An 18724-nucleotide genomic window follows, 5' to 3' on the forward strand; every position below is an offset into this window, starting at 1 on the left:
CGCGCCATCGCTGACGCCGTCCGGGGAATCTTGAGACATTCATAGGACAGAGGCGGGGCTCACCAGGGAACCCCGCCTCCGAGAGTCGGAGCGCCGCGCGTTGTTCGCGACGCTCCGACGGGTAATTCGGAGTGTCGAGGAATCAGTCCTCGATGTCGATGCTGCCCAGCTCGACGAACGAGCTCGACGCAGTCGTCGTGGTGAAGTTCTTCACCTTCGAGCCGTAGACCCAGTTGAAGGTCGCGATCTCGAGCGGGACGTAAGCGGTGTCCTCACCCATGATGGCGTCGGCCTCCTGGAGGAACTTGTTCTGCTCCTCGATCGTGGCCGCAGAGCCGGCCTTGTCGAACAGAGCGTCGACCTCCGGGTTCTTGTAGTTGCCGTAGTTCTGGCCGTTGGTCGACTTCTCGATCTGACGGCTGTCGAACAGCGCCGCGGTGACGGTCATCGCGGAGGGCCAGTCGGCACCCCAACCGCCCCACATCACGTCGGCCTCGTTGGACGGCTTCTGGATCTCGGTGTAGTACACGTCGCCCAGCGGGTCGAGGGTGACCTTGAACCCGGCAGCCTCCCAGGTCTCCACCAGCGCAGCGGCCTGCTTGTCAGCGGTGTCGCTCTGCGGGTAGGTGAAGGTGATCGGGTAAGGCGTCTTGACACCGGCCTCGGCGAGGAGCTTCTTGGCGCCCTCGACGTCACCGGCCAGGTTGCGGTCCTTGAACGACGGGTTCGGGACGTAGCCACCGACGGCCGGGTTCACGATCGAGTCGGCCGGGGTGTAGGCCTTCTCGCCACCGCCGGCGGCGATCCACGCCTCGACGTTGGTCGCAAGCGCCAGCGCGCGACGGACCTTCGGGTCCTTCATCTGGTTCTGGTTGGGGACCAGGTAGTCGACGTAGGGCGACTTGACCTGGACGTAGCGGTCCTTCACGCCGGGCTCGGTGAGACGGGAGTAGAACTCCGGTGGCACCCGGCTCTGCTTGGGAACGATGTACTGCGAGTCAGGGCTGTCGGAGAACAGCTTCTCGTAGAGGGTCTCGGCCTTCTCGCCGTACCTGAACTCGATCTTCTCCGGCAGGGCCTCGCGCAGCGACTTGTCGTCGGTCTCGGGGTCGTACTCCGGGTTGCGGACCAGCGTGCCGCCCTTGGTGGCGCTCCACTTGTCGACCTTGTACGGGCCGTTCGAGAAGATGACGTCGTCGTTCTTCGCGCCCTTGTCGAAGGACTTCTTGTAGGGGTCCATCATGTGCAGGGACGCGATCGCCAGCGGGAAGTCAGGCCACGGGGACTTGAACTTGTAGGTGATCGTCTTGTCGTCGCAGGTGACGGCCTGGTCGAAGTCGGCCTGCTGCTCCGGCGTCGCGGTGTACGGGCCCGGGTACTCACCCTTGAGGGCCAGCTTCGCGGTCAGGTAGAAGCCCGGACCACCGGTGAGCTCGTCGGCAGCGAAGTTGCGCGAGGCGCCGTAGGCGAAGTCCTCACACGTGATCTCGGAGCCGTCCTGCCACTTCACGCCGTCCTTGATGGTGAACGACCAGACCTTGCCACCCTCGGTCGAGGTGCCGGTGTCGGTCGCGAGGTCCGGGGTCGGGGTGCCGGACACCTTCGGGTCCGTCGAGGACGGGAAGGCCAACAGCTGCCGGTAGACCAGACGCGTCGTGCTGGCGATGTCAGCGCCGACGTAGATGCGCTGAGGGTCGAGGTGCTCGATGGCGTCTTCGCTGACCATCACCAGCGCCTTGCTACTCGATCCCCCGCCGTCCTCGCCGCCGCAGGCGGCAAGGCCCAGCGAGAGACCCAGCACGCCGGCAGCGCTGACTGCCACGTACTTTGCTCGCTTGTTGAGCATTCGTTTCTCCTTGGTGTTGTCACCGCCACGACGTGGCGCTGATATCGGTGGCCATCGAGGCACACCAGCTTGTGTTACGGAGCCCCGAGGCTCACCGGTTTCCCTTGGGGTCGAGGGCGTCGCGCAACCCGTCACCGAGAAGGTTGAACGAGACCACGATCAGTGCGATCAAGAACGCCGGCGCGAAGAAGTAGAAGAAGTCCGTCTGCGCGTACTTCAACGAGTCGGCCAACACGTTCCCGAGCGTCGGCGTCGGCGGCTTCACGCTCACCTGCAGGTAGCTGAGGGCCGCCTCGGCCGAGATGTAGGCGGGCATCATCAGCGTCGCCAGCACCAGCAGCGGCGCCCACAGGTTCGGCAGGATCTCCTTGAAGTAGATCCGCATCCTGCCCGCACCGAGCACGATCGCGGCCTCCACGAACTCACGCTGCTTGATCGAGAGCACCTGTCCCCTGACCACACGGGCGGTGCCGGTCCAGCCGAACAACGCCAGCACGACGATGCAGTAGATCGCCTGGACGGTGGGACCGTTCGGCAGCCCGGTCACGTTCTGCACGATCACCAGACCGAGCGAGGACAGTGCCAGCAGCATCAGGGTGGAGGGGAAGGAGAGGGTGAGGTCGGTGATCCGGCCCAGGACGGCGTCGACCCAGCCACCGCTGAACCCGGAGATGATGCCGACGACGGCGCCGATGATCACCGACAGGATCGACGCGGTCAGCGCGATCACGAGCGAGAACGTCACGCCGTACCAGAACCGGGAGAGCGCGTCGCGGCCGGTGCCCGGCTCGACGCCCAGCGGGTGGTCCAGGCTGGCGCCGCTCCAGCCGCCGACCGGGAGCGTGTTCTCGTCGAGGAGGTCCTGGTTGAAGCCGAAGGGGTCCAGGACCCCGACCTTGACCAGGATCGGGGCAGCGATCGCGGCCAGGACGACAAGCACGACGATGACGAGCGAGACCATGGTCAGCTTGTCCTTGCGAAGCCGCATCATCGCCAGCTTCATCGGCGACTTGCCCGCGATCGCCTTGGCCTCTGCGGGTGCTACCGAGGGGGCCGATCCACCCGAGAGCTGCTCGCCTTCGAATGCGGTGGACGATTCGGTCATGGTTCCTCTGTCTAGTCGTCAGGAAGCGGGCCGAGAACCGCGCGTACAACATGGGGGCCTCGCGGCCGCCGGATGGAACTCTATGTGATCCCTTTGCCCGGATGGACCCCTGACCGGTAACGATCCGATTTCATCCAGTGATACGCCAGATCGGGACGCCTTCTCGCCAATCCCCACCGAACGGCAAGAGTCTCCGGGACCGACGGATCGGTCCCGGAGACTCTGTTGGATTTGCCTGAGGTGGCCTCAGTTCGCCGATTCGCCCTCGGCGGCGGCCGGAGCCGCAGGCTTCGCGTCGACACCGGCCTCCTTGCGCTGCTCCGGGGTGATCGGCGCCGGGGCGGCGGTGAGCGGGTCGTAACCGGCACCCGTCTTCGGGAAGGCGATGACGTCGCGGATCGAGTCGGTGCCGGCCAGCAGGGCGACGACGCGGTCCCAGCCGAACGCGATGCCGCCGTGGGGCGGGGCGCCGAACTTGAAGGCCTCGAGCAGGAAGCCGAACTTCTCCTCGGCCGCCCCCTCGCCGATCCCCATCAGGTCGAAGACCCGCTTCTGGACGTCCTCGCGGTGGATACGGATCGACCCACCGCCGATCTCGTTGCCGTTGCAGACGATGTCGTAGGCCCAGGCGATGGCGTTGCCCGGGTCCTTGTCGAAGCTCTCCACGTCCTGCGGGCTGGTGAACGCGTGGTGGACCGCGGTCCACTCCCCCGCGCCGACCGCGACGTCACCGGACTCGACCGCCTCGGAGGCAGGCTCGAGCAGCGGCGCGTCGACGACCCACAGGAAGCTCCACTCGCCGTCCTTGCGGAGGTCGAGGCGGTTGCCGATCTCCAGGCGGGCGGCACCGAGCAGCGAGCGGCTCGACTTGGGGGCACCGGCGGCGAAGAAGATGCAGTCGCCGGGGTTGGCGCCGACGTGAGCGGCCAGGCCGGCGGCCTCGGTCTCGGAGAGGTTCTTGGCGACGGGGCCGGTCAGCGAGCCGTCCTCCTGGACCAGGACGTACGCCAGGCCCTTGGCCCCGCGCTGCTTGGCCCAGTCCTGCCAGCCGTCGAGCTGGCGCCGCGGCTGGCTCGCACCGCCCGGCATCACCACGGCACCGACGTAGGGCGCCTGGAAGACGCGGAACGTCGTCTCGGAGAAGTAGTCGGTGCACTCGGTGATCTCGATGCCGAAGCGCAGGTCGGGCTTGTCGGAGCCGTACTTCGCCATCGCGTCGGCGTAGGTCATCCGCGGCAGCGGGAGCGGCACGTCGTAGCCGATCAGCTTCCACAGCGCGGCGACAATCTCCTCGCCGAGCGCGATCACGTCGTCCTGCTCGACGAAGCTCATCTCGATGTCGAGCTGGGTGAACTCCGGCTGGCGGTCGGCGCGGAAGTCCTCGTCGCGGTAGGCACGGGCGAGCTGGTAGTAGCGCTCCATGCCACCGACCATGAGCAGCTGCTTGAACAGCTGCGGGGACTGCGGCAGCGCGTACCACGAGCCCGGCTGCAGACGCGCCGGGACGAGGAAGTCACGAGCGCCCTCCGGCGTGCTGCGGGTCAGCGTCGGGGTCTCGATCTCGACGAAGTCGTGGGCAGCGAGCACGTCGCGGGCAGCCTTGTTGGCCTTCGAGCGCAGGCGGATGGCGTTGCCCGGCGCGGTGCGGCGCAGGTCGAGGTAGCGGTGCTTGTAGCGCACGTCCTCGCCGACCTCGACGTGGTCGTCGATCGGGAACGGGAGAGGTGCGGCGGCGGAGAGGACCTCGAGGTCCTTGGCGACGACCTCGATCTCGCCGGTGGCGAGGTTGGGGTTGCGGTTCTCCTCGGTGCGCGCGACGACCTCGCCGGTGACCTTGATGCAGTATTCGTTGCGGAGGGCGTGGGCGATCTCCTCGTCGCGGACGACGACCTGGACCACGCCGCTGGCCTCACGCAGATCGAGGAACGCGACCCCGCCGTGATCGCGTCGGCGGCCTACCCAGCCGGCGAGGGTCACGGTCTGGCCGACGTGCTCGGCACGCAGGGTGCCGGCGTCGTGGGTGCGGATCACTTCTTCTCCTCGTTGTTCGCGACGACCTGGGGCTTCAGGTCGCTCTCGTTCTGGGGCGTCCAGGTCGCCGGGTCGGCCGGGACCTGGTCGCCGGTGCGGATGTCCTTGATCTCGTAGCCGCCTTCGGTGGCGAAGAGGACGTACGGGATACCGCGGCGCTCCGCGAAGCGGATCTGCTTGCCGAACTTGGCGGCGTTGGGCGAGACCTCGCAGGCAACATTGTGGGCGCGCAGCGCCTGGGCCGCCTCATCGGCGCTCGCACGGCTCTCCTCGTCGGCGACCGCGACCAGCACGGTGCTCGGGACCTTGCGGTCCCCGTCGAGCACACCCTTCTGCACCAGCGGGACGAGGACGCGGCTGACGCCGAGCGAGATCCCGACGCCCGGGTAGGTCGTCCTGCCGTCGCTGGCGAGCGCGTCGTAACGCCCACCGGAGCAGATGCTGCCCAGGCTCTCGTAGCCGTCCAGGCGGGTCTCGAAGACGGTGCCGGTGTAGTAGTCCAGGCCTCGGGCGATGCTCAGGTCGGCCACGACGCGTACGGACTCGGTGTTCAGCGGCGCGGTGGCGTTGATCAGCGTGGCCAGCTCGGAGAGGCCCTCGTCGAGCAGCTCGCTCTCGACACCGAGGCCACGCACCTTCTCCACGAAGGAGTCGTCGGTGGCGGTGATCGTGGCGAGCTCGAGGCACTTGGCGGCCTGCTCGTCGCTCAGCCCGGCCTCGGAGACCAGCAGCTTGCCGACCTCCTCGGCGGGCATCTTGTCGAGCTTGTCGATGAGCCGCATGGTCTCCTCGACGTCGGGGGCGCCGAGGCCGGCGTAGAAGCCCTGGATCAGCTTGCGGTTGTTGACCTGGAGCGTGAACCCGGGCAGGAAGGTCAGCTTGCCGAGCGCCTCGAGCATGACCCGGGCGACCTCGACGTCGTGGTGGAACGGCAGCGTGTCCCGCCCGACGATGTCGATGTCGGCCTGCGCGAACTCGCGGAAGCGGCCCTCCTGCGGGCGCTCTCCGCGCCAGACCTTCTGGATCTGGTAGCGGCGGAAGGGGAACTCCAGCTTGCCGGCGTTCTCCAGGACGTAACGGGCGAAGGGGACGGTGAGGTCGAAGTGGAGCCCCATCCCCTTGTCGCGGGACTCGTCCTGCTCCTGGAGCCGCTTGAGGACGTAGACCTCCTTGGAGGTGTCGCCCTTGCGCAGCAGCTGGTCCATCGGCTCGACGGCGCGGGTCTCGATGTTGCCGAAGCCGTGCAGCTCGAAGGTGCGGCTCAGGGTCTCGATGACCTCGCGTTCGACGACGCGCTGGCTGGGCAGGAACTCCGGGAAGCCGGAGAGCGGTGTTGGCTTGTTCATGGTGTGGTGATCAGGTCCTGGAGAAACGGGTTGGTGGCGCGCTCGCGCCCGATGGAGGTCTGCTCGCCATGGCCGGGGAGCACCACGATGTCGTCGGCGAGGGGCAGCACCTTGGTCGTCAAGGACTGCAGCATCGTGGCGTGGTCACCGCCGGGGAGGTCCGTACGCCCGATGCTGCCCGCGAAGAGCAGGTCGCCGGAGAACATCACGTCACTGACCTCGGCGTGGTCGGGGTAAGGAGTCCGGAAGGTGACCGACCCCTCGGTATGCCCGGGCGTATGGTCGATCAGGAAGCTCATCCCGGCCAGGTCGATGGCCTGCCCGTCGCTCAGCTCGCGGACGTCGTCGGGCTCCACGAAGTCGTAGGTCCCCGCCGGCATGCCGAGCAGCATCTGCGCCGACTCCGGCGAGATGCCCTGGAGCGGATCGGCCAGGAGGTGCCGGTCGTTGGGGTGGATCCAGGCGGTGGAGTCGTACGTCCTGCTCACCGGGGTCACGGACCACATGTGGTCGACGTGGCCGTGGGTGAGGAGCACGGCGACCGGCTTGAGGCGCTGCTCGCGGACGATCTCCTCGATGCCCTTCGCGGCGTCCTTCCCGGGGTCGATCACGACGCACTCGGTGCCCGGACCGGTGGCGGCGACGTAGCAGTTGGTGCCCCACGGACCGGCGGGAAAGCCTGCGATCAACACGAGAAACACCCTATCCAGCGGTACAGTGCAGCGCCGCATCGTGGCGTCTGACTACGATGGGCATCCCGAGGTGTGTCGGGACACCGCGGGGACCTGCAAGTTGAGCCGACCGGGACTGTGACGAGCACGGTGTCCGGCGGGGGAGATTTCATAGAGGTTAGCGCCTCATGCGAAGAGTAGGGACATTGTGACCAGCGAGCAGTGGGGTCGGGTCGAGGAAGACGGAACGGTCTACGTGAAGACCGCAGAGGGCGAGCGTTCCGTGGGGCAATACCCGGAAGGCACGCCAGAGGAGGCGCTTGCCTTCTTCACCAACCGGTTCGACCAGCTCGCCTTCGAGGTCGAGCAGCTCGAGCGGCGGGTGCATGCGGGCAAGACGTCGCCCGACGAGGCGACCGCGGCGGTCAAGACCGTCGTCGAGAAGGTGACCGATGCCAACGCGGTCGGCGACCTGGCCTCGCTGGTGGCGCGGCTGGAGGCGCTGGCCCCGGTCATCGCCACCCAGCGCGAGGCCCGAAAGGCCGAGCGGGCCGCGAAGGCGGCCGAGGCGAAGGTCGCCAAGGAGGCCCTCGTCACCGAGGCCGAGAAGCTGGCCCAGAGCAACGACTGGCGCAACGGCGCCAACCGGCTGCGGGAGCTGCTCGACCAGTGGAAGGCGCTCCCCCGCATCGACCGTTCCTCCGACGACGCGCTGTGGCGGCGCTTCTCGACCGCGCGTACGGCCTACACGCGCCGGCGCAAGGCCCACTTCGCCGAGCTCAACGCTCGCCGCGAGGACGCCAAGGTGATCAAGGAGCGGATCATCGCCGAGGCCGAGCAGCTCTCCTCCTCCACCGACTGGGGCCCCACCGCCGGCCGCTACCGCGACCTGATGCGCGACTGGAAGGCCGCCGGGCCTGCGCCCAAGGACGTCGACGACAAGCTCTGGAAGCAGTTCCGGGCCGCCCAGGACGTCTTCTTCGGTGCCCGCGACGCCGCCAACGCAGCGCTCGACGCCGAGTTCGCGCAGAACGCCGTGGTCAAGGAGGGGCTGCTCGCCGAGGCGCAGGAGCTGCTCCCGCTGCTGGAGAAGGGCGACGACCTCGACGGCGTCAAGCGCTCCTTCCGCGACATCGCCGACCGCTGGGACGAGGCCGGCAAGGTCCCGCGCGACCGCATCAAGGAGCTCGAGGGCGCGATGCGCAAGGTCGAGCAGGCCATCAAGTCCGCCGAGGACGACCAGTGGCGCAAGTCCGACCCGGAGAAGTCCGCTCGTGCCGACGACATGATCGCCAAGCTCGAGGAAGCCATCGCGCAGGTCGAGAAGGACCTCGACAAGGCCCAGGCCTCGGGTGACGCCCGGAAGGTCAAGAGCCTCGAGGAGAACCTCGAGTCGCGTCGTCAGTTCCTGGAGATGGCCAAGCGCGCCAGCGCCGACTTCTCCTGATCCTCACGCCGACTCGGCGCATCTGTCTCGAGCAGAAGCGCCGAGTCGGCTCATCTTGACCAGAAGGCTCGGCGAGTTTCTACATGCTGGCGCCGCCGAAGTAGTCGCCCTTACCTGAATTGTTGCGCTTGATGTTGCGTACGTCCTCGGGGTCGACTCCCTTGGGAGCCATGCCGAGCGATATCGACGCCAAGCCGATGATCAGGACTACGCCGACGATGATGAGAATCCACATGAACACGGTGTGCTCCATCCCTAGGGCGCCCGAGTCGACGCGTCTTTACCTTATAACGACCGCGCGGGCCGAAATGTCCCCTTGTTGAGACATTCGTGCCGACTCGACTCCGCGGGGTGAGCAGATGAGCCGGGTGGCTACTGGGTGACGCGGTAGGCGTCGAAGACGCCGGGGACGGTGCGTACCTGCTTCAAGACGGTGTCGAGGTGCTTGGAGTCGGCCATCTCGAAGGAGAAACGGGACTTCGCGACGCGGTCGCGGGTGGTGGTGAGCTGGGCGCTGAGGATGTTCACGTGGGCGTCGGAGAGCGCCATCGTGATGTCCGACAGGAGCCGGGCCCGGTCCAGGGCCTCGACCTGGATGTTGACCAGGAAGACCGAGTTGGAGGTGGAGCCCCACTCGACCTCGAGCAGCCGCTCGGGGTGGGAGCGGAGCTCGGCGGCGTTGGTGCAGTCGGTGCGGTGGACCGAGACTCCCCCGCCCTTGGTGACGAAGCCGAGGATGTCGTCGCCGGGCACCGGGGTGCAGCACTTGGCGAGCTTGACCCAGACGTCCGGGGATCCCTTGACGATCACCCCGGCGTCGGAGTTGGTGGCGGAGACCTTGCCGTGGCGACGGCGGCCGACGTTGATGGCCTCGGCGAGGTCCTCGGCGGCGCCGTCGTCTCCGCCGTGGTCCTCGATGACGCGGCGTACGACCGCCTGGGCGGAGAGGTGGCTCTCACCGACCGCGGCGTAGAGCGCCTCGACGTCGGCGAGGTCGAAGTGGTCAGCGGCGAGCATGAGCGACTCGCGCGACATCAGCCGCTTGAGGGGCAGGCCCTCCTTGCGCATGAGCCGGGCGATCGCGTCCTGGCCCTTCTCGATGGCCTCGTCGCGGCGCTCGCGGGTGTACCACTGCCGGATCTTCGCCTTGGCCCGGTTGGACTTGACGAAGGAGGTCCAGTCCTTCGACGGACCGGCGTTGGGCGACTTGGAGGTGAAGACCTCGACGACGTCGCCGCTCTCCAGGGTCGACTCCAGCGGCACCAGCCGGCCGTTGACGCGGGCGCCGATGGTCTTGTTGCCGACCTCGGTGTGCACGGCGTAGGCGAAGTCGACCGGGGTCGCGTCGGCGGGCAGCGCGATCACGTCGCCCTTGGGCGTGAAGACGTAGACCTCGGTGCGCTTCATCTCGAAGCGGAGCGACTCCAGGAACTCGCCGGGGTCGTTGACCTCGGACTGCCAGTCCATGAGCTGCTTGACCCAGCTCATGTCGTTGTCCATCGGCCGGTCGGTGTCGACACCGTTGCGACCGTCCTCCTTGTATTTCCAGTGCGCGGCGACACCGAACTCGGCGCGGCGGTGCATGGCGAAGGTGCGGATCTGCAGCTCGACCGGCTTGCCCTGCGGGCCGATCACGGTGGTGTGCAGCGACTGGTACATGTTGAACTTCGGCATCGCGATGTAGTCCTTGAACCGCCCGAGGACGGGGTTCCACCGCGAGTGCAGGATGCCGAGGACGGAGTAGCAGTCGCGCTCGTCCTCGACCAGGATCCGGATGCCGACCAGGTCGTTGATGTCGGAGAAGTCCTTACCTCCGACGATCATCTTCTGGTAGATCGAGTAGTAGTGCTTCGGTCGCCCGGTGACGGTCGCCTTGATCCGCGCATCGTGCAGGTCGCGCTCGACCTGGTCGATGACCTGGGCCAGGAACTTCTCCCGCGACGGGTTGCGGTCGGCGACCAGGCGGACGAGCTCGTCGTACATCTTCGGGTAGAGGGTCGCGAAGGCGAGGTCCTCGAGCTCGAACTTGATGGTGTTCATACCGAGCCGGTGGGCCAGCGGCGCGTAGATGTCGAGGGTCTCGCGCGCGCTGCGCTCCTGCGACTTCTGCGGGACGTAGCGCAGCGTACGCATGTTGTGCAGGCGGTCGGCCAGCTTGATCACCAGCACCCGGATGTCCCGGGACATCGCCACGACCATCTTGCGGATCGTCTCGGCCTGCGCCGAGTCGCCGTAGGTGACCTTGTCGAGCTTGGTGACGCCGTCGACGAGGTGGGCGACCTCCTCGCCGAAGTCGCGGGTGAGCTCCTTGAGCGTGTAGGGCGTGTCCTCGACGGTGTCGTGCAGCAGGGCCGCGACGAGGGTCGGCTCGGTCATGCCGAGCTCGGCGAGGATCGTGGTCACCGCCAGCGGGTGGGTGATGTAGGGATCACCGCTCTTGCGCATCTGGGTGCCGTGGAGACGCTCGGCGGTGACGTAGGCCCGCTCCAGAAGCGCCAGATCGGCCTTGGGGTGGTTGGACCTGACCGCCCGGAACAACGGCTCCAGCACAGGATTGCCCGGCGCGCCACGACCACCGATCCGGGCCAGACGCGCACGCACGCTACGACCCGACGGGGCCGGGCCACTGCTCTCCCGCGCCTCGATGTTGTGCGCACGAGGCTGCGCGACGATGCGATCCTCTGCCATGTAGCGAGTCTACCGGCCGCACCCGGAGCATTGGCTAGGACGGCACCTGCATGATGGACCTGTCAACTGACCAACAGCGAGTGCACCGGAGTGTCCGGCAGCTTGCTGCGCGGGTCGAGGAAGCCGAGCTCGAGCAGCACCGAGACGCCCGCGACGACGCCGCCGCAACGCTCGACGAGCTCGATCGTCGCGGCCGCGGTGCCACCGGTCGCGAGCACGTCGTCGATGACCAGCACCCGCTCCCCCGGGGCGACCGCGTCGGTGTGGATCTCCAGGGTGGCCTCGCCGTACTCCAGCGAGTAGGAGACCGCGTGGGTCTCGCGCGGGAGCTTGCCGGCCTTGCGGACGGGCACGAAGCCGACGCCGAGGTGCAGGGCCGCGGGAGCGCCGAGGATGAAGCCTCGCGACTCCATGCCGAGCACCTTGGTGACGGTCACGGTGCCGTCGGCGTCGCGCGCCGGTGCGGCGAGCGCCTCGACCACCTGGCTGAAGCCGGCGTGGTCGGCCAGCAGCGGGGTGATGTCCTTGAAACCGACCCCCGGCTCCGGGAAGTCGGGGACGTCGGCGACCAGCCGCTCGAGGGTTTCCTCGAGCGACCGGCCGCTGGCGGCCGTCTCGGAGACAGTCACTTGCGCTTCGACCTCGACTCGCGCTTGGGCTGCGGGCGCCCGGCGGCGCCGCTGTCGCTCACCTCGCGGTGGGAGGAGGGTACGTTGCGCCCTCGCCCGAGCGCGGAGCTGTTGGGGCTGGTGCCCCGGCTGACGCCGGCCTCGTGCAGGTCCTCGGAGGAGGACTCGCGGAGCTCGTCCGGCTCGCCATCGGCGACCGCCATGCCCTCGTCGAAGACCGGCACCGCGGCGTACTTGTCGGCTTCCTTCATCCGCGCGGCGGCCCGCTTCTCGGCGTCGACGACGTCCTTCTCCTTCGACTTCAGGTGCACCAGCAGCGGGGTGGCGATGAAGATCGAGGAGTAGGTGCCGACGGCCATACCGACGAAGAGGACCAGCGAGATGTCCTTGAGCGAGGAGGTGCCGAGCTGGACGGTGCTGACGTAGAGGATCGCGACGACCGGCAGCAGACCGATGATCGAGGTGTTCACCGAGCGGACCAGCGTCTGGTTGATCGCCAGGTTGGCCGCCGAGGCGTAGGTCTGCTTCTTCTGCGACAGGTTGCGGGTGTTCTCCTTGACCTTGTCGAAGACCACCACGGTGTCGTAGAGCGAGTAGCCGAGGATGGTCAGGAAGCCGGTGACCGTCGCCGGGGTCACCTCGAAGCCGACGATCGCGTAGACGCCGACCGTGATCACCACGTCGTGGGCCAGGGCGACGACGGCCGCGACCGACATCTTCCATTCCCTGAAGTAGATCCAGATGAACAGGACCACGCCGACCAGGAAGATGCCCAGCGCGAGGCCCGCCTTGGAGGCCACCCGCTGACCCCAGCTGGGGCCGATGCCGGTGCGGCTGACGTCGTCCTCGGCCACGTCGGCGGTCTTGGTGATCGCCTCCATGATCGAGTCGTCGGCCTTGGAGTTGTCGGCGATCGCCTTGGTCTCGATCACGATCGACTTGCTGCCGGAGGTGCGCACGGTGGCGCCGTCGGCGGCCTCGACCGCGGTGTCACCCACCGCCGTACGCAGGTCGTCGGCCAGCTTCTGGTCGGCCTGCGCGACGGTCACGGTGTAGCGCGTGCCGCCGGTGAAGTCGATGCCGAGGTTGATGCCCTGGAGCCAGACACCGAGGACGACCGCGACGAGCACGACACCGGAGGCGGCGTACCAGACCATCCGGCGGCCGACGAAGTCGAAGGACTTCTCGCCGGTGTAGAGCTCCTTGCCGAGCCGCGAGAAGGAGAACTTGCTCATCAGGCCTTGCCTCCGACCAGAGTGGTGCCCTTGGGGGCGTCGACGGTGCCGATAGCGCGCTTGTCCATGCCGGAGAGCACGTGGCCCTTGTTGAAGAAGCCCCAGCCGGCCATCAGCTTGGTCATCGGGTGGGTGAACCAGAAGAACACCAGCACGTCGATGAGCGTGGTCAGGCCGAGCATGAAGGCGAAGCCCTTGACCTCGTTGGTCGCGAACACGTAGAGCACGAACGCGGCCAGGAACGAGACGCCGTCGGAGGCCAGACAGGTGTTGCGGGCCCGGACCCAGGCGGTGTCGACGGCCACCCGCATCGAGCGGCCCTCACGCATGTCGTCACGCATCCTCTCGTAGAGGATGATGAAGGAGTCGGCGGTGATGCCGATACCGACGATCAGACCGGCCACACCCGGAAGGTCCAGGGTGACGCCGGCGGTCTCGCTGAGCAGCAGGATCATCCCGTACGTCCCGGCACCCGCCACGATCAGCGACCCGATCACCACGATGCTCATCGCGCGGTAGTAGAGGACCGAGAAGATCACCACGAGGATCAGGCCGATCAGACCGGCCCAGAGTCCGGCGGTGAGCTGGTTGCCGGCCAGGCTCGGGCCGATGACCCGGGTCTGGATGCCGTCGTCGGGGAAGTCGAGCGGCAGCGAGCCGTACTTCAGGTTGTTGGCCAGCGACGCGGCGGACTCCTGGGTGAAGTCTCCGCTGATCTGGGCGCCGCCGCTGATCCGCGAGTCGGCGGTCGGGGCGGAGATGACCTTGGCGTCCAGGACGATCGCGAACTGCTCGCCGGTGCCGGCGATCGCGCCGGTGGTGTCGGCGAAGACCTTGTTGCCCTTGGACTTGAAGTCGAGCGTCACGACGTAGTTGGCCTGCTGCTGCGGGATGCCGTAGGAGGCCTCGTCGATCTCGGTGCCCTCGATGACCGCCGGGGTCAGCAGGTAGGGGACGCCGTCGTTGTCACAGGTCAGCAGCGGCTTGCCGGGGATGTCCTCGGCCGGCTCGGCACCCGGGGCGGGGCAGCTGAAGGAGTTGTAGGCGGTCGCCCACTCCTGCGGCACGTTGCGCATGAAGTCGACCGCGTCGTCGACCTTGACGACCGCGTTGTCGTTCTGCTTCTCGGGCTTCGCGCTCGCCGAGGCCGACGGGCTGGCGCCCTCGGACGGCTTCTCGGAGGCCTTGTCCGAGGCCTTGTCGGAGGCGCTCGCGGTCTCGGTGGGGCTGGCGGTCTCGCCGCCGAACGGCGCCCGCGGGGAGGTGCCCGGGACGGTGCCGGTCGACGGGTCCTCGATCATCGAGCCGCCGGCGTCGGCGCCCGCGCCGCACTGCTTCTGCGGGCTGCAGGCGACCAGGCGGAAGCGGAGCTTCGCGGTCTGGCGAACGCGCTCGGCGGTCTCCTGCTGCACCTTGCCGGTGCCGGGGATCGAGACCTTGATGACGTCGTTGCCCTCGGTGGTCACCCGGCCGCCGGTGATGCCGGAGCCGTTGACGCGCTGGTCGATGATCGCCTTCGCCTCGTCGAGGCTCTCCTTCGGGACGGAGCCGCCCTCGGAGTTCTCGGCGGTCATCGAGATCTCGGTGCCGCCACGGAGGTCGAGGCCCAGCTCGGGCTTCCAGGTGCCGGCGAACGCGATGCCGCCGAACATGATCGCGATCGCCAGGAAGAGCAGTGCGAGTGTCCGCCCTGGGCGCGCGGTCTTGCGTGCCATGAGTTCGGTCAGTCCTTCTTGTCGAGGTCCACGATGACGTTCTCGGCATCGGCAGAGGTCTCGTCGGCCGCAGCCTCGACCTCGGTCTTCTCGCCGGACTCGTCGTCGGACTCGTCGGAGTCCTCGGCGGGCGCCTCGGTGACCTTCTGGGCCACCGCCTGGCGCACGACCTGGATGACGACGCCGTCGGCGATCTCGACCTTGATGTTGGTGGTGGTCTCCTCGACCTCGGTCACGGTGCCGAAGAGCCCGGCGGTCAGCATCACCCGGTCACCCGGCTGGAGGTTGAGCTGGAGCTCTCGAGCCTCCTTCGCACGCTTCTGCTGCGGCCTGATCAACAGGAAGTAGAACAGGACGATGATGACGATGAAAGGAAGGAATTCCACGGGGGTTCGGCTCCGACAGTCTGAGTGGTGGCCGGCAGGCGCACGGCGACGTGCAAGTCTAACCAGGCACCTGGTTGGGACTGTGAATCAGGCCTCATCCCAGAGCGTGTCCCTCGACCATGCCGCTGCCTCGGCGCTGGCCGGGACCGGCAGCCCGAGGTGCTCCCATGCTGCCGGGGTCGCGACACGGCCCCGCGGCGTACGGGCCAGGAAGCCGCTGCGCACCAGGAACGGCTCGGCGACCTCCTCGACCGTCTCGCGCTCCTCCCCCACCGCGACGGCGAGCGTGGAGATGCCCACCGGGCCGCCGCCGAAGCGGCGGCACAGGGCGTCGAGGACGGCCAGGTCGAGGCGGTCCAGGCCGAGCGGGTCGACCTCGTAGAGGTCCAGGGCCTTCTGGGCGACCTGCTGGGTGACCGTGCCGTCCGCCTTGACCTGGGCATAGTCGCGTACGCGGCGCAGCAGGCGGTTGGCGATGCGTGGGGTGCCGCGGGAGCGGCCGGCGATCTCGGCGGCGCCGTCGTCGCGGAGGGTGACCTCGAGCAGGCCCGCGGAGCGGCGCACGATCAGCTCGAGGTCCGCCGGGTCGTAGAGCTCCAGATGGCCGGTGAAGCCGAACCTGTCCCGCAGCGGGCCGGGGAGGAGCCCGGCGCGGGTCGTCGCGCCGACCAGCGTGAACGGCGGCAGGTCGATCGGGATCGCGGTCGCACCCGGGCCCTTGCCGATGACGACGTCGACCCGGAAGTCCTCCATCGCCAGGTAGAGCATCTCCTCGGCGGGGCGGCTCATCCGGTGGATCTCGTCGACGAAGAGCACCTCGCCCTCGTTGAGCCCGCTCAGGATCGCGGCCAGATCCCCGGCGTGGGTGATCGCGGGTCCGCTGGTGATCCGCAGGGGTGCCGACATCTCGGCGGCGATGATCATCGCGAGCGTGGTCTTGCCGAGTCCCGGCGGCCCGGACAGGAGTACGTGGTCAGGGGCCCGCTCGCGCTGCCTCGCCGCCTCCAGGACGAGACTGAGCTGCTCGCGGACGCGCTGCTGGCCGATCAGCTCGTCGAGGCTCTTGGGGCGCAGCGCGGCCTCGACCGCCCGGTCGTCCCCATCGGCCTCGGCGATCGTCAGCGAGGAGAAGTAGTCCTCCTCGGCTGCGGTCAGGTCGTCCTCGTGCATGAGTGCCTATGCCTTCGAAAGGGTGCGCAGGGCCGCCCGCAGCAGCAGCGAGATGTTGGCCTGGTCGCCGGCCTCCGGCTCGATGGCGGTGACCGCCTTGTCGGCGTCCCGGGCGTTGTAGCCCAGGCCGATGAGGGCCTCGGTGACCTGGTCACGCCACGGCGCCGCGCCCTGCTGGACCGCCGCCGGGGCCGAGGCGCTGCCCGCGGGCGCGCCGATCCGGTCCTTGAGCTCCAGGATCACCCGCTGGGCGCCCTTCTGACCGATGCCGGGGACCTTGGTGAGGGTCTTGGCGTCCTCGGTCGAGATGGCCAGCCGGATGCCGTCGGGCGAGAGCACCGCGAGCATCGCCTGGGCGAGCTTCGGGCCGACGCCGGAGGCGGTCTGGAGAAGCTCGAAGAGCGTGCGCTCATCGGTGTCGGTGAAGCCGAAGAGGGTCAGCGAGTCCTCGCGCACGACCAGGCTCGTCGGCAGGTGCGCCTCCTCGCCGGTGCGGAGCGTCGCCAGGGTGTTGGGCGTGCAGAGCAGCTCGATGCCGATGCCGCCGACCTCGACGACAGCGGTGGAGAGACTGACGGCGGCGACCTTGCCGCGCACGGACGCGATCATCTACGGGACCCTTCTGTTGAGCACATCTGTTGAGCGCCGCCCTGCCGCGGCCACCGCGGCTTCGATGCGGTTCTGGGCGCCTCCGCGCCACTGGTGGGTGATGGCCAGCGCGAGCGCGTCGGCGGCGTCGGCGGGCTTCGGCGGGGTCGGGAGCCGCAGGATCCGGGTCACCATCGCGGTCACCTGGGCCTTGTCGGCACGGCCGTTGCCGGAGACCGCGGCCTTGACCTCGGACGGGGTGTGCAGGGCGACCGGGAGACCGCGCCGGGCGGCACAGACCATGGCGAGACCGCTGGCCTGGGCCGTACCCATGATCGTGGAGACGTTCGAGCGCGCGAAGATCCGCTCGATCGCGACCGCGTCGGGCCGGTGCTCCTCGATCCAGGCGTCGATCCCCTTCTCGATACTCACCAGCCGCTCCCAGACGGGCAGGTCTGCGGACGTACGGATCACTCCGACGTCCACCATCGACAGCGGCCGGCCGAGCGAGCCGTCGACCACGCCCATCCCGCACCGGGTCAGGCCGGGGTCGATCCCAAGCACGCGCACTGGAGCACCTCTTCCACAACGACCGAGCCGGCCGGGTGTCGAACGTCTGTTCGCAGACTACCGGTCGGCTGCTGCCTCCGGGCCCGCGACACCCTCATTCAGGAGGATGTGACGTGCCCGGAGGTCCGAGGTCGAGGCTCCGGGCTCACAGAGTGTCGGTGCGTCGCTCCTCGACGGTCTCCGTGCCGTCGGCATGCCTCCGCCTCGCGACCGTGCGTGACCGACCTCCGGTGTTCAGGGTCACAGCGGTCAGGATCAGCACCACGGCTCCGACAGCGGCCAGGATCCAGCCGACCAGGGTCAGATCGACCCCACTGACCGAGACATGCACAGCCAACGCCAGGACAAGTCCGACGACGAGCAGAATAGCCCCTACGCCGTATCCCATCGTGTACTCCTTCCGGTGCGAACCGGCCTCGTGGCGGTTCGTGACCTTCCGGATACCCAGCATCCGGCCCGAGAATGAGCCGTACGGCCCAGCTCGCAGCCCGATCAGCGGAGCGATCAGGCGTCGACGGTCTCCATGACCTCGTCGGGGATGTCGGCGTTGGAGAAGACGTTCTGCACGTCGTCGAGGTCGTCGACGGCGTCGATGAGCTTGAAGACCTTCTCGGCGGACGAGGCGTCGGCGACCGGGATGTCCATGCTCGCGACGAACTGGACCTCGGCGGAGTCGTAGTCGATCCCGGCGTCCTGGAGCGCGGTGCGGACCGCGACCACGTCGCTGGGGTCGGAGACGATCTCGAAGGACTCACCGAGGTCGTTGACGTCCTCGGCACCCGCGTCGAGGGTGGCCTCGAGCAGGTCGTCCTCGGTGATCGTCTTCCCCTCCTGGGCCTTGGCCACCACGACGACGCCCTTGCGGTCGAAGAGGCGCGAGACCGAGCCCGGGTCGGCCATGGTGCCGCCGTTGCGGGTGACCGCGGTGCGGACCTCCATGGCCGCCCGGTTGCGGTTGTCGGTCAGACACTCGATGAGGAGGGCGACACCCTGGGGGCCGTAGACCTCGTACATGATCGTGTCGTAGCTGACGCCGCCGCCGTCGAGCCCACCGCCGCGCTTGACCGCGCGGTCGATGTTGTCGTTGGGGACCGACTGCTTCTTGGCCTTCTGGATCGCGTCGTAGAGGGTCGGGTTTCCGGCCGGGTCCGGACCGCCGGTCTTGGCCGCGATCTCGATCGTCTTGATGAGCTTGGCGAAGAGCTTGCCGCGCTTGGCGTCGATCGCCGCCTTCTTGTGCTTGGTCGTTGCCCACTTTGAGTGGCCGCTCATCGTTGAACCGTCCTTTGCCCCACGT

Annotated in this window: 17 protein-coding genes; 1 reads left to right on the forward strand and 16 read right to left on the reverse strand. The window is 68.2% G+C overall.

The window, feature by feature from the left end; translation table 11 throughout:
• Positions 1-142: 142 nt before the first annotated feature.
• The 5 genes from ACWZJV_RS02240 to ACWZJV_RS02260 form a co-directional block, all read right to left on the reverse strand.
• Positions 143-1846: an ABC transporter substrate-binding protein gene (locus ACWZJV_RS02240; protein ID WP_008356849.1), complete on the reverse strand. Its 1704-nt coding sequence runs from the start codon at positions 1844-1846 to the stop codon at positions 143-145.
• A 91-nt stretch (positions 1847-1937) separates the two neighbouring features.
• Complete coding sequence (locus ACWZJV_RS02245) at positions 1938-2951, reverse strand: ABC transporter permease (protein ID WP_008356850.1); 1014 nt, start codon at positions 2949-2951, stop codon at positions 1938-1940.
• Between the two features lie 246 nt (positions 2952-3197).
• Complete coding sequence (gene aspS / locus ACWZJV_RS02250; RefSeq protein WP_457180084.1) at positions 3198-4982, reverse strand: aspartate--tRNA ligase; 1785 nt, start codon at positions 4980-4982, stop codon at positions 3198-3200.
• Complete coding sequence (gene hisS / locus ACWZJV_RS02255) at positions 4979-6328, reverse strand: histidine--tRNA ligase (RefSeq protein WP_457180085.1); 1350 nt, start codon at positions 6326-6328, stop codon at positions 4979-4981. The genes aspS and hisS overlap by 4 nt, the downstream gene beginning before the upstream one ends.
• Entirely contained in the window at positions 6325-7020 is a 696-nt protein-coding gene (locus ACWZJV_RS02260) for an MBL fold metallo-hydrolase (protein ID WP_457180086.1), read from the reverse strand. Before ACWZJV_RS02260 ends, hisS begins: the two co-directional genes overlap by 4 nt.
• 187 nt (positions 7021-7207) lie before the next feature.
• Here ACWZJV_RS02260 and ACWZJV_RS02265 point away from each other — a divergent pair, with 187 nt between their 5' ends.
• Entirely contained in the window at positions 7208-8446 is a 1239-nt protein-coding gene (locus tag ACWZJV_RS02265) for a DUF349 domain-containing protein (RefSeq protein ID WP_008356854.1), read from the forward strand.
• A gap of 79 nt (positions 8447-8525) precedes the next feature.
• On the opposite strand, the gene ACWZJV_RS02270 is transcribed toward ACWZJV_RS02265, so the two are convergent.
• The 11 genes from ACWZJV_RS02270 to ACWZJV_RS02320 all read right to left on the reverse strand — a co-directional run bounded on the left by ACWZJV_RS02270 (position 8526) and on the right by ACWZJV_RS02320 (position 18699).
• A complete protein-coding gene (locus tag ACWZJV_RS02270) occupies positions 8526-8687 on the reverse strand; it encodes a hypothetical protein (RefSeq protein WP_008356855.1) in 162 nt (53 codons plus the stop codon).
• Positions 8688-8818: 131 nt separating this feature from the next.
• Positions 8819-11134 (reverse strand): RelA/SpoT family protein, encoded by a 2316-nt coding sequence (locus ACWZJV_RS02275; protein WP_008356856.1) that lies wholly within the window; start codon positions 11132-11134, stop codon positions 8819-8821.
• 62 nt (positions 11135-11196) lie between these two features.
• Positions 11197-11763 (reverse strand): adenine phosphoribosyltransferase, encoded by a 567-nt coding sequence (locus tag ACWZJV_RS02280; RefSeq protein ID WP_196873875.1) that lies wholly within the window; start codon positions 11761-11763, stop codon positions 11197-11199.
• A complete protein-coding gene (secF, locus tag ACWZJV_RS02285; RefSeq protein ID WP_008356860.1) occupies positions 11760-12998 on the reverse strand; it encodes a protein translocase subunit SecF in 1239 nt (412 codons plus the stop codon). The genes ACWZJV_RS02280 and secF overlap by 4 nt, the downstream gene beginning before the upstream one ends.
• On the reverse strand, positions 12998-14713 hold the full coding sequence (gene secD, locus ACWZJV_RS02290) for a protein translocase subunit SecD (protein WP_457180087.1): 1716 nt from the start codon (positions 14711-14713) through the stop codon (positions 12998-13000). Before secD ends, secF begins: the two co-directional genes overlap by 1 nt.
• 8 nt (positions 14714-14721) lie before the next feature.
• Positions 14722-15099, reverse strand: a complete 378-nt coding sequence (gene yajC, locus ACWZJV_RS02295; RefSeq protein ID WP_457180088.1) for a preprotein translocase subunit YajC — start codon at positions 15097-15099, stop codon at positions 14722-14724.
• Positions 15100-15186: 87 nt separating this feature from the next.
• Positions 15187-16269: a Holliday junction branch migration DNA helicase RuvB gene (ruvB, locus tag ACWZJV_RS02300; protein WP_008356866.1), complete on the reverse strand. Its 1083-nt coding sequence runs from the start codon at positions 16267-16269 to the stop codon at positions 15187-15189.
• Positions 16270-16275: 6 nt separating this feature from the next.
• On the reverse strand, positions 16276-16878 hold the full coding sequence (ruvA, locus tag ACWZJV_RS02305; protein ID WP_457180089.1) for a Holliday junction branch migration protein RuvA: 603 nt from the start codon (positions 16876-16878) through the stop codon (positions 16276-16278).
• Positions 16879-17427, reverse strand: coding sequence for a crossover junction endodeoxyribonuclease RuvC (gene ruvC / locus ACWZJV_RS02310; protein WP_008356869.1), 549 nt, complete (start codon positions 17425-17427; stop codon positions 16879-16881).
• Positions 17428-17572: 145 nt separating this feature from the next.
• Positions 17573-17815 carry a DUF6458 family protein gene (locus ACWZJV_RS02315; protein WP_196873871.1) on the reverse strand — a complete coding sequence of 81 codons (243 nt, stop codon included), beginning with the start codon at positions 17813-17815 and terminating at the stop codon, positions 17573-17575.
• Between the two features lie 116 nt (positions 17816-17931).
• The gene (locus tag ACWZJV_RS02320) at positions 17932-18699 is read right to left on the reverse strand and encodes a YebC/PmpR family DNA-binding transcriptional regulator (RefSeq protein WP_008356873.1); all 768 of its coding nucleotides are present in this window, start codon (positions 18697-18699) and stop codon (positions 17932-17934) included.
• Between the last annotated feature and the right edge of the window lie 25 nt (positions 18700-18724).

It is taken from the genome of Nocardioides sp. WG-D5 (assembly GCF_054031175.1).

Bases quoted from the DNA above. Each gene is read 5' to 3' on its own strand.
- ACWZJV_RS02240 (WP_008356849.1), bottom strand. From the start codon at position 1,846: ATGCTCAACAAGCGAGCAAAGTACGTGGCAGTCAGCGCTGCCGGCGTG.
- ACWZJV_RS02245 (WP_008356850.1), bottom strand. From the start codon at position 2,951: ATGACCGAATCGTCCACCGCATTCGAAGGCGAGCAGCTCTCGGGTGGA.
- hisS (WP_457180085.1), bottom strand. From the start codon at position 6,328: ATGAACAAGCCAACACCGCTCTCCGGCTTCCCGGAGTTCCTGCCCAGC.
- ACWZJV_RS02275 (WP_008356856.1), bottom strand. From the start codon at position 11,134: ATGGCAGAGGATCGCATCGTCGCGCAGCCTCGTGCGCACAACATCGAG.
- secF (WP_008356860.1), bottom strand. From the start codon at position 12,998: ATGAGCAAGTTCTCCTTCTCGCGGCTCGGCAAGGAGCTCTACACCGGC.
- secD (WP_457180087.1), bottom strand. From the start codon at position 14,713: ATGGCACGCAAGACCGCGCGCCCAGGGCGGACACTCGCACTGCTCTTC.
- ruvB (WP_008356866.1), bottom strand. From the start codon at position 16,269: ATGCACGAGGACGACCTGACCGCAGCCGAGGAGGACTACTTCTCCTCG.
- ruvA (WP_457180089.1), bottom strand. From the start codon at position 16,878: ATGATCGCGTCCGTGCGCGGCAAGGTCGCCGCCGTCAGTCTCTCCACC.
- ACWZJV_RS02315 (WP_196873871.1), bottom strand. From the start codon at position 17,815: ATGGGATACGGCGTAGGGGCTATTCTGCTCGTCGTCGGACTTGTCCTG.
- ACWZJV_RS02320 (WP_008356873.1), bottom strand. From the start codon at position 18,699: ATGAGCGGCCACTCAAAGTGGGCAACGACCAAGCACAAGAAGGCGGCG.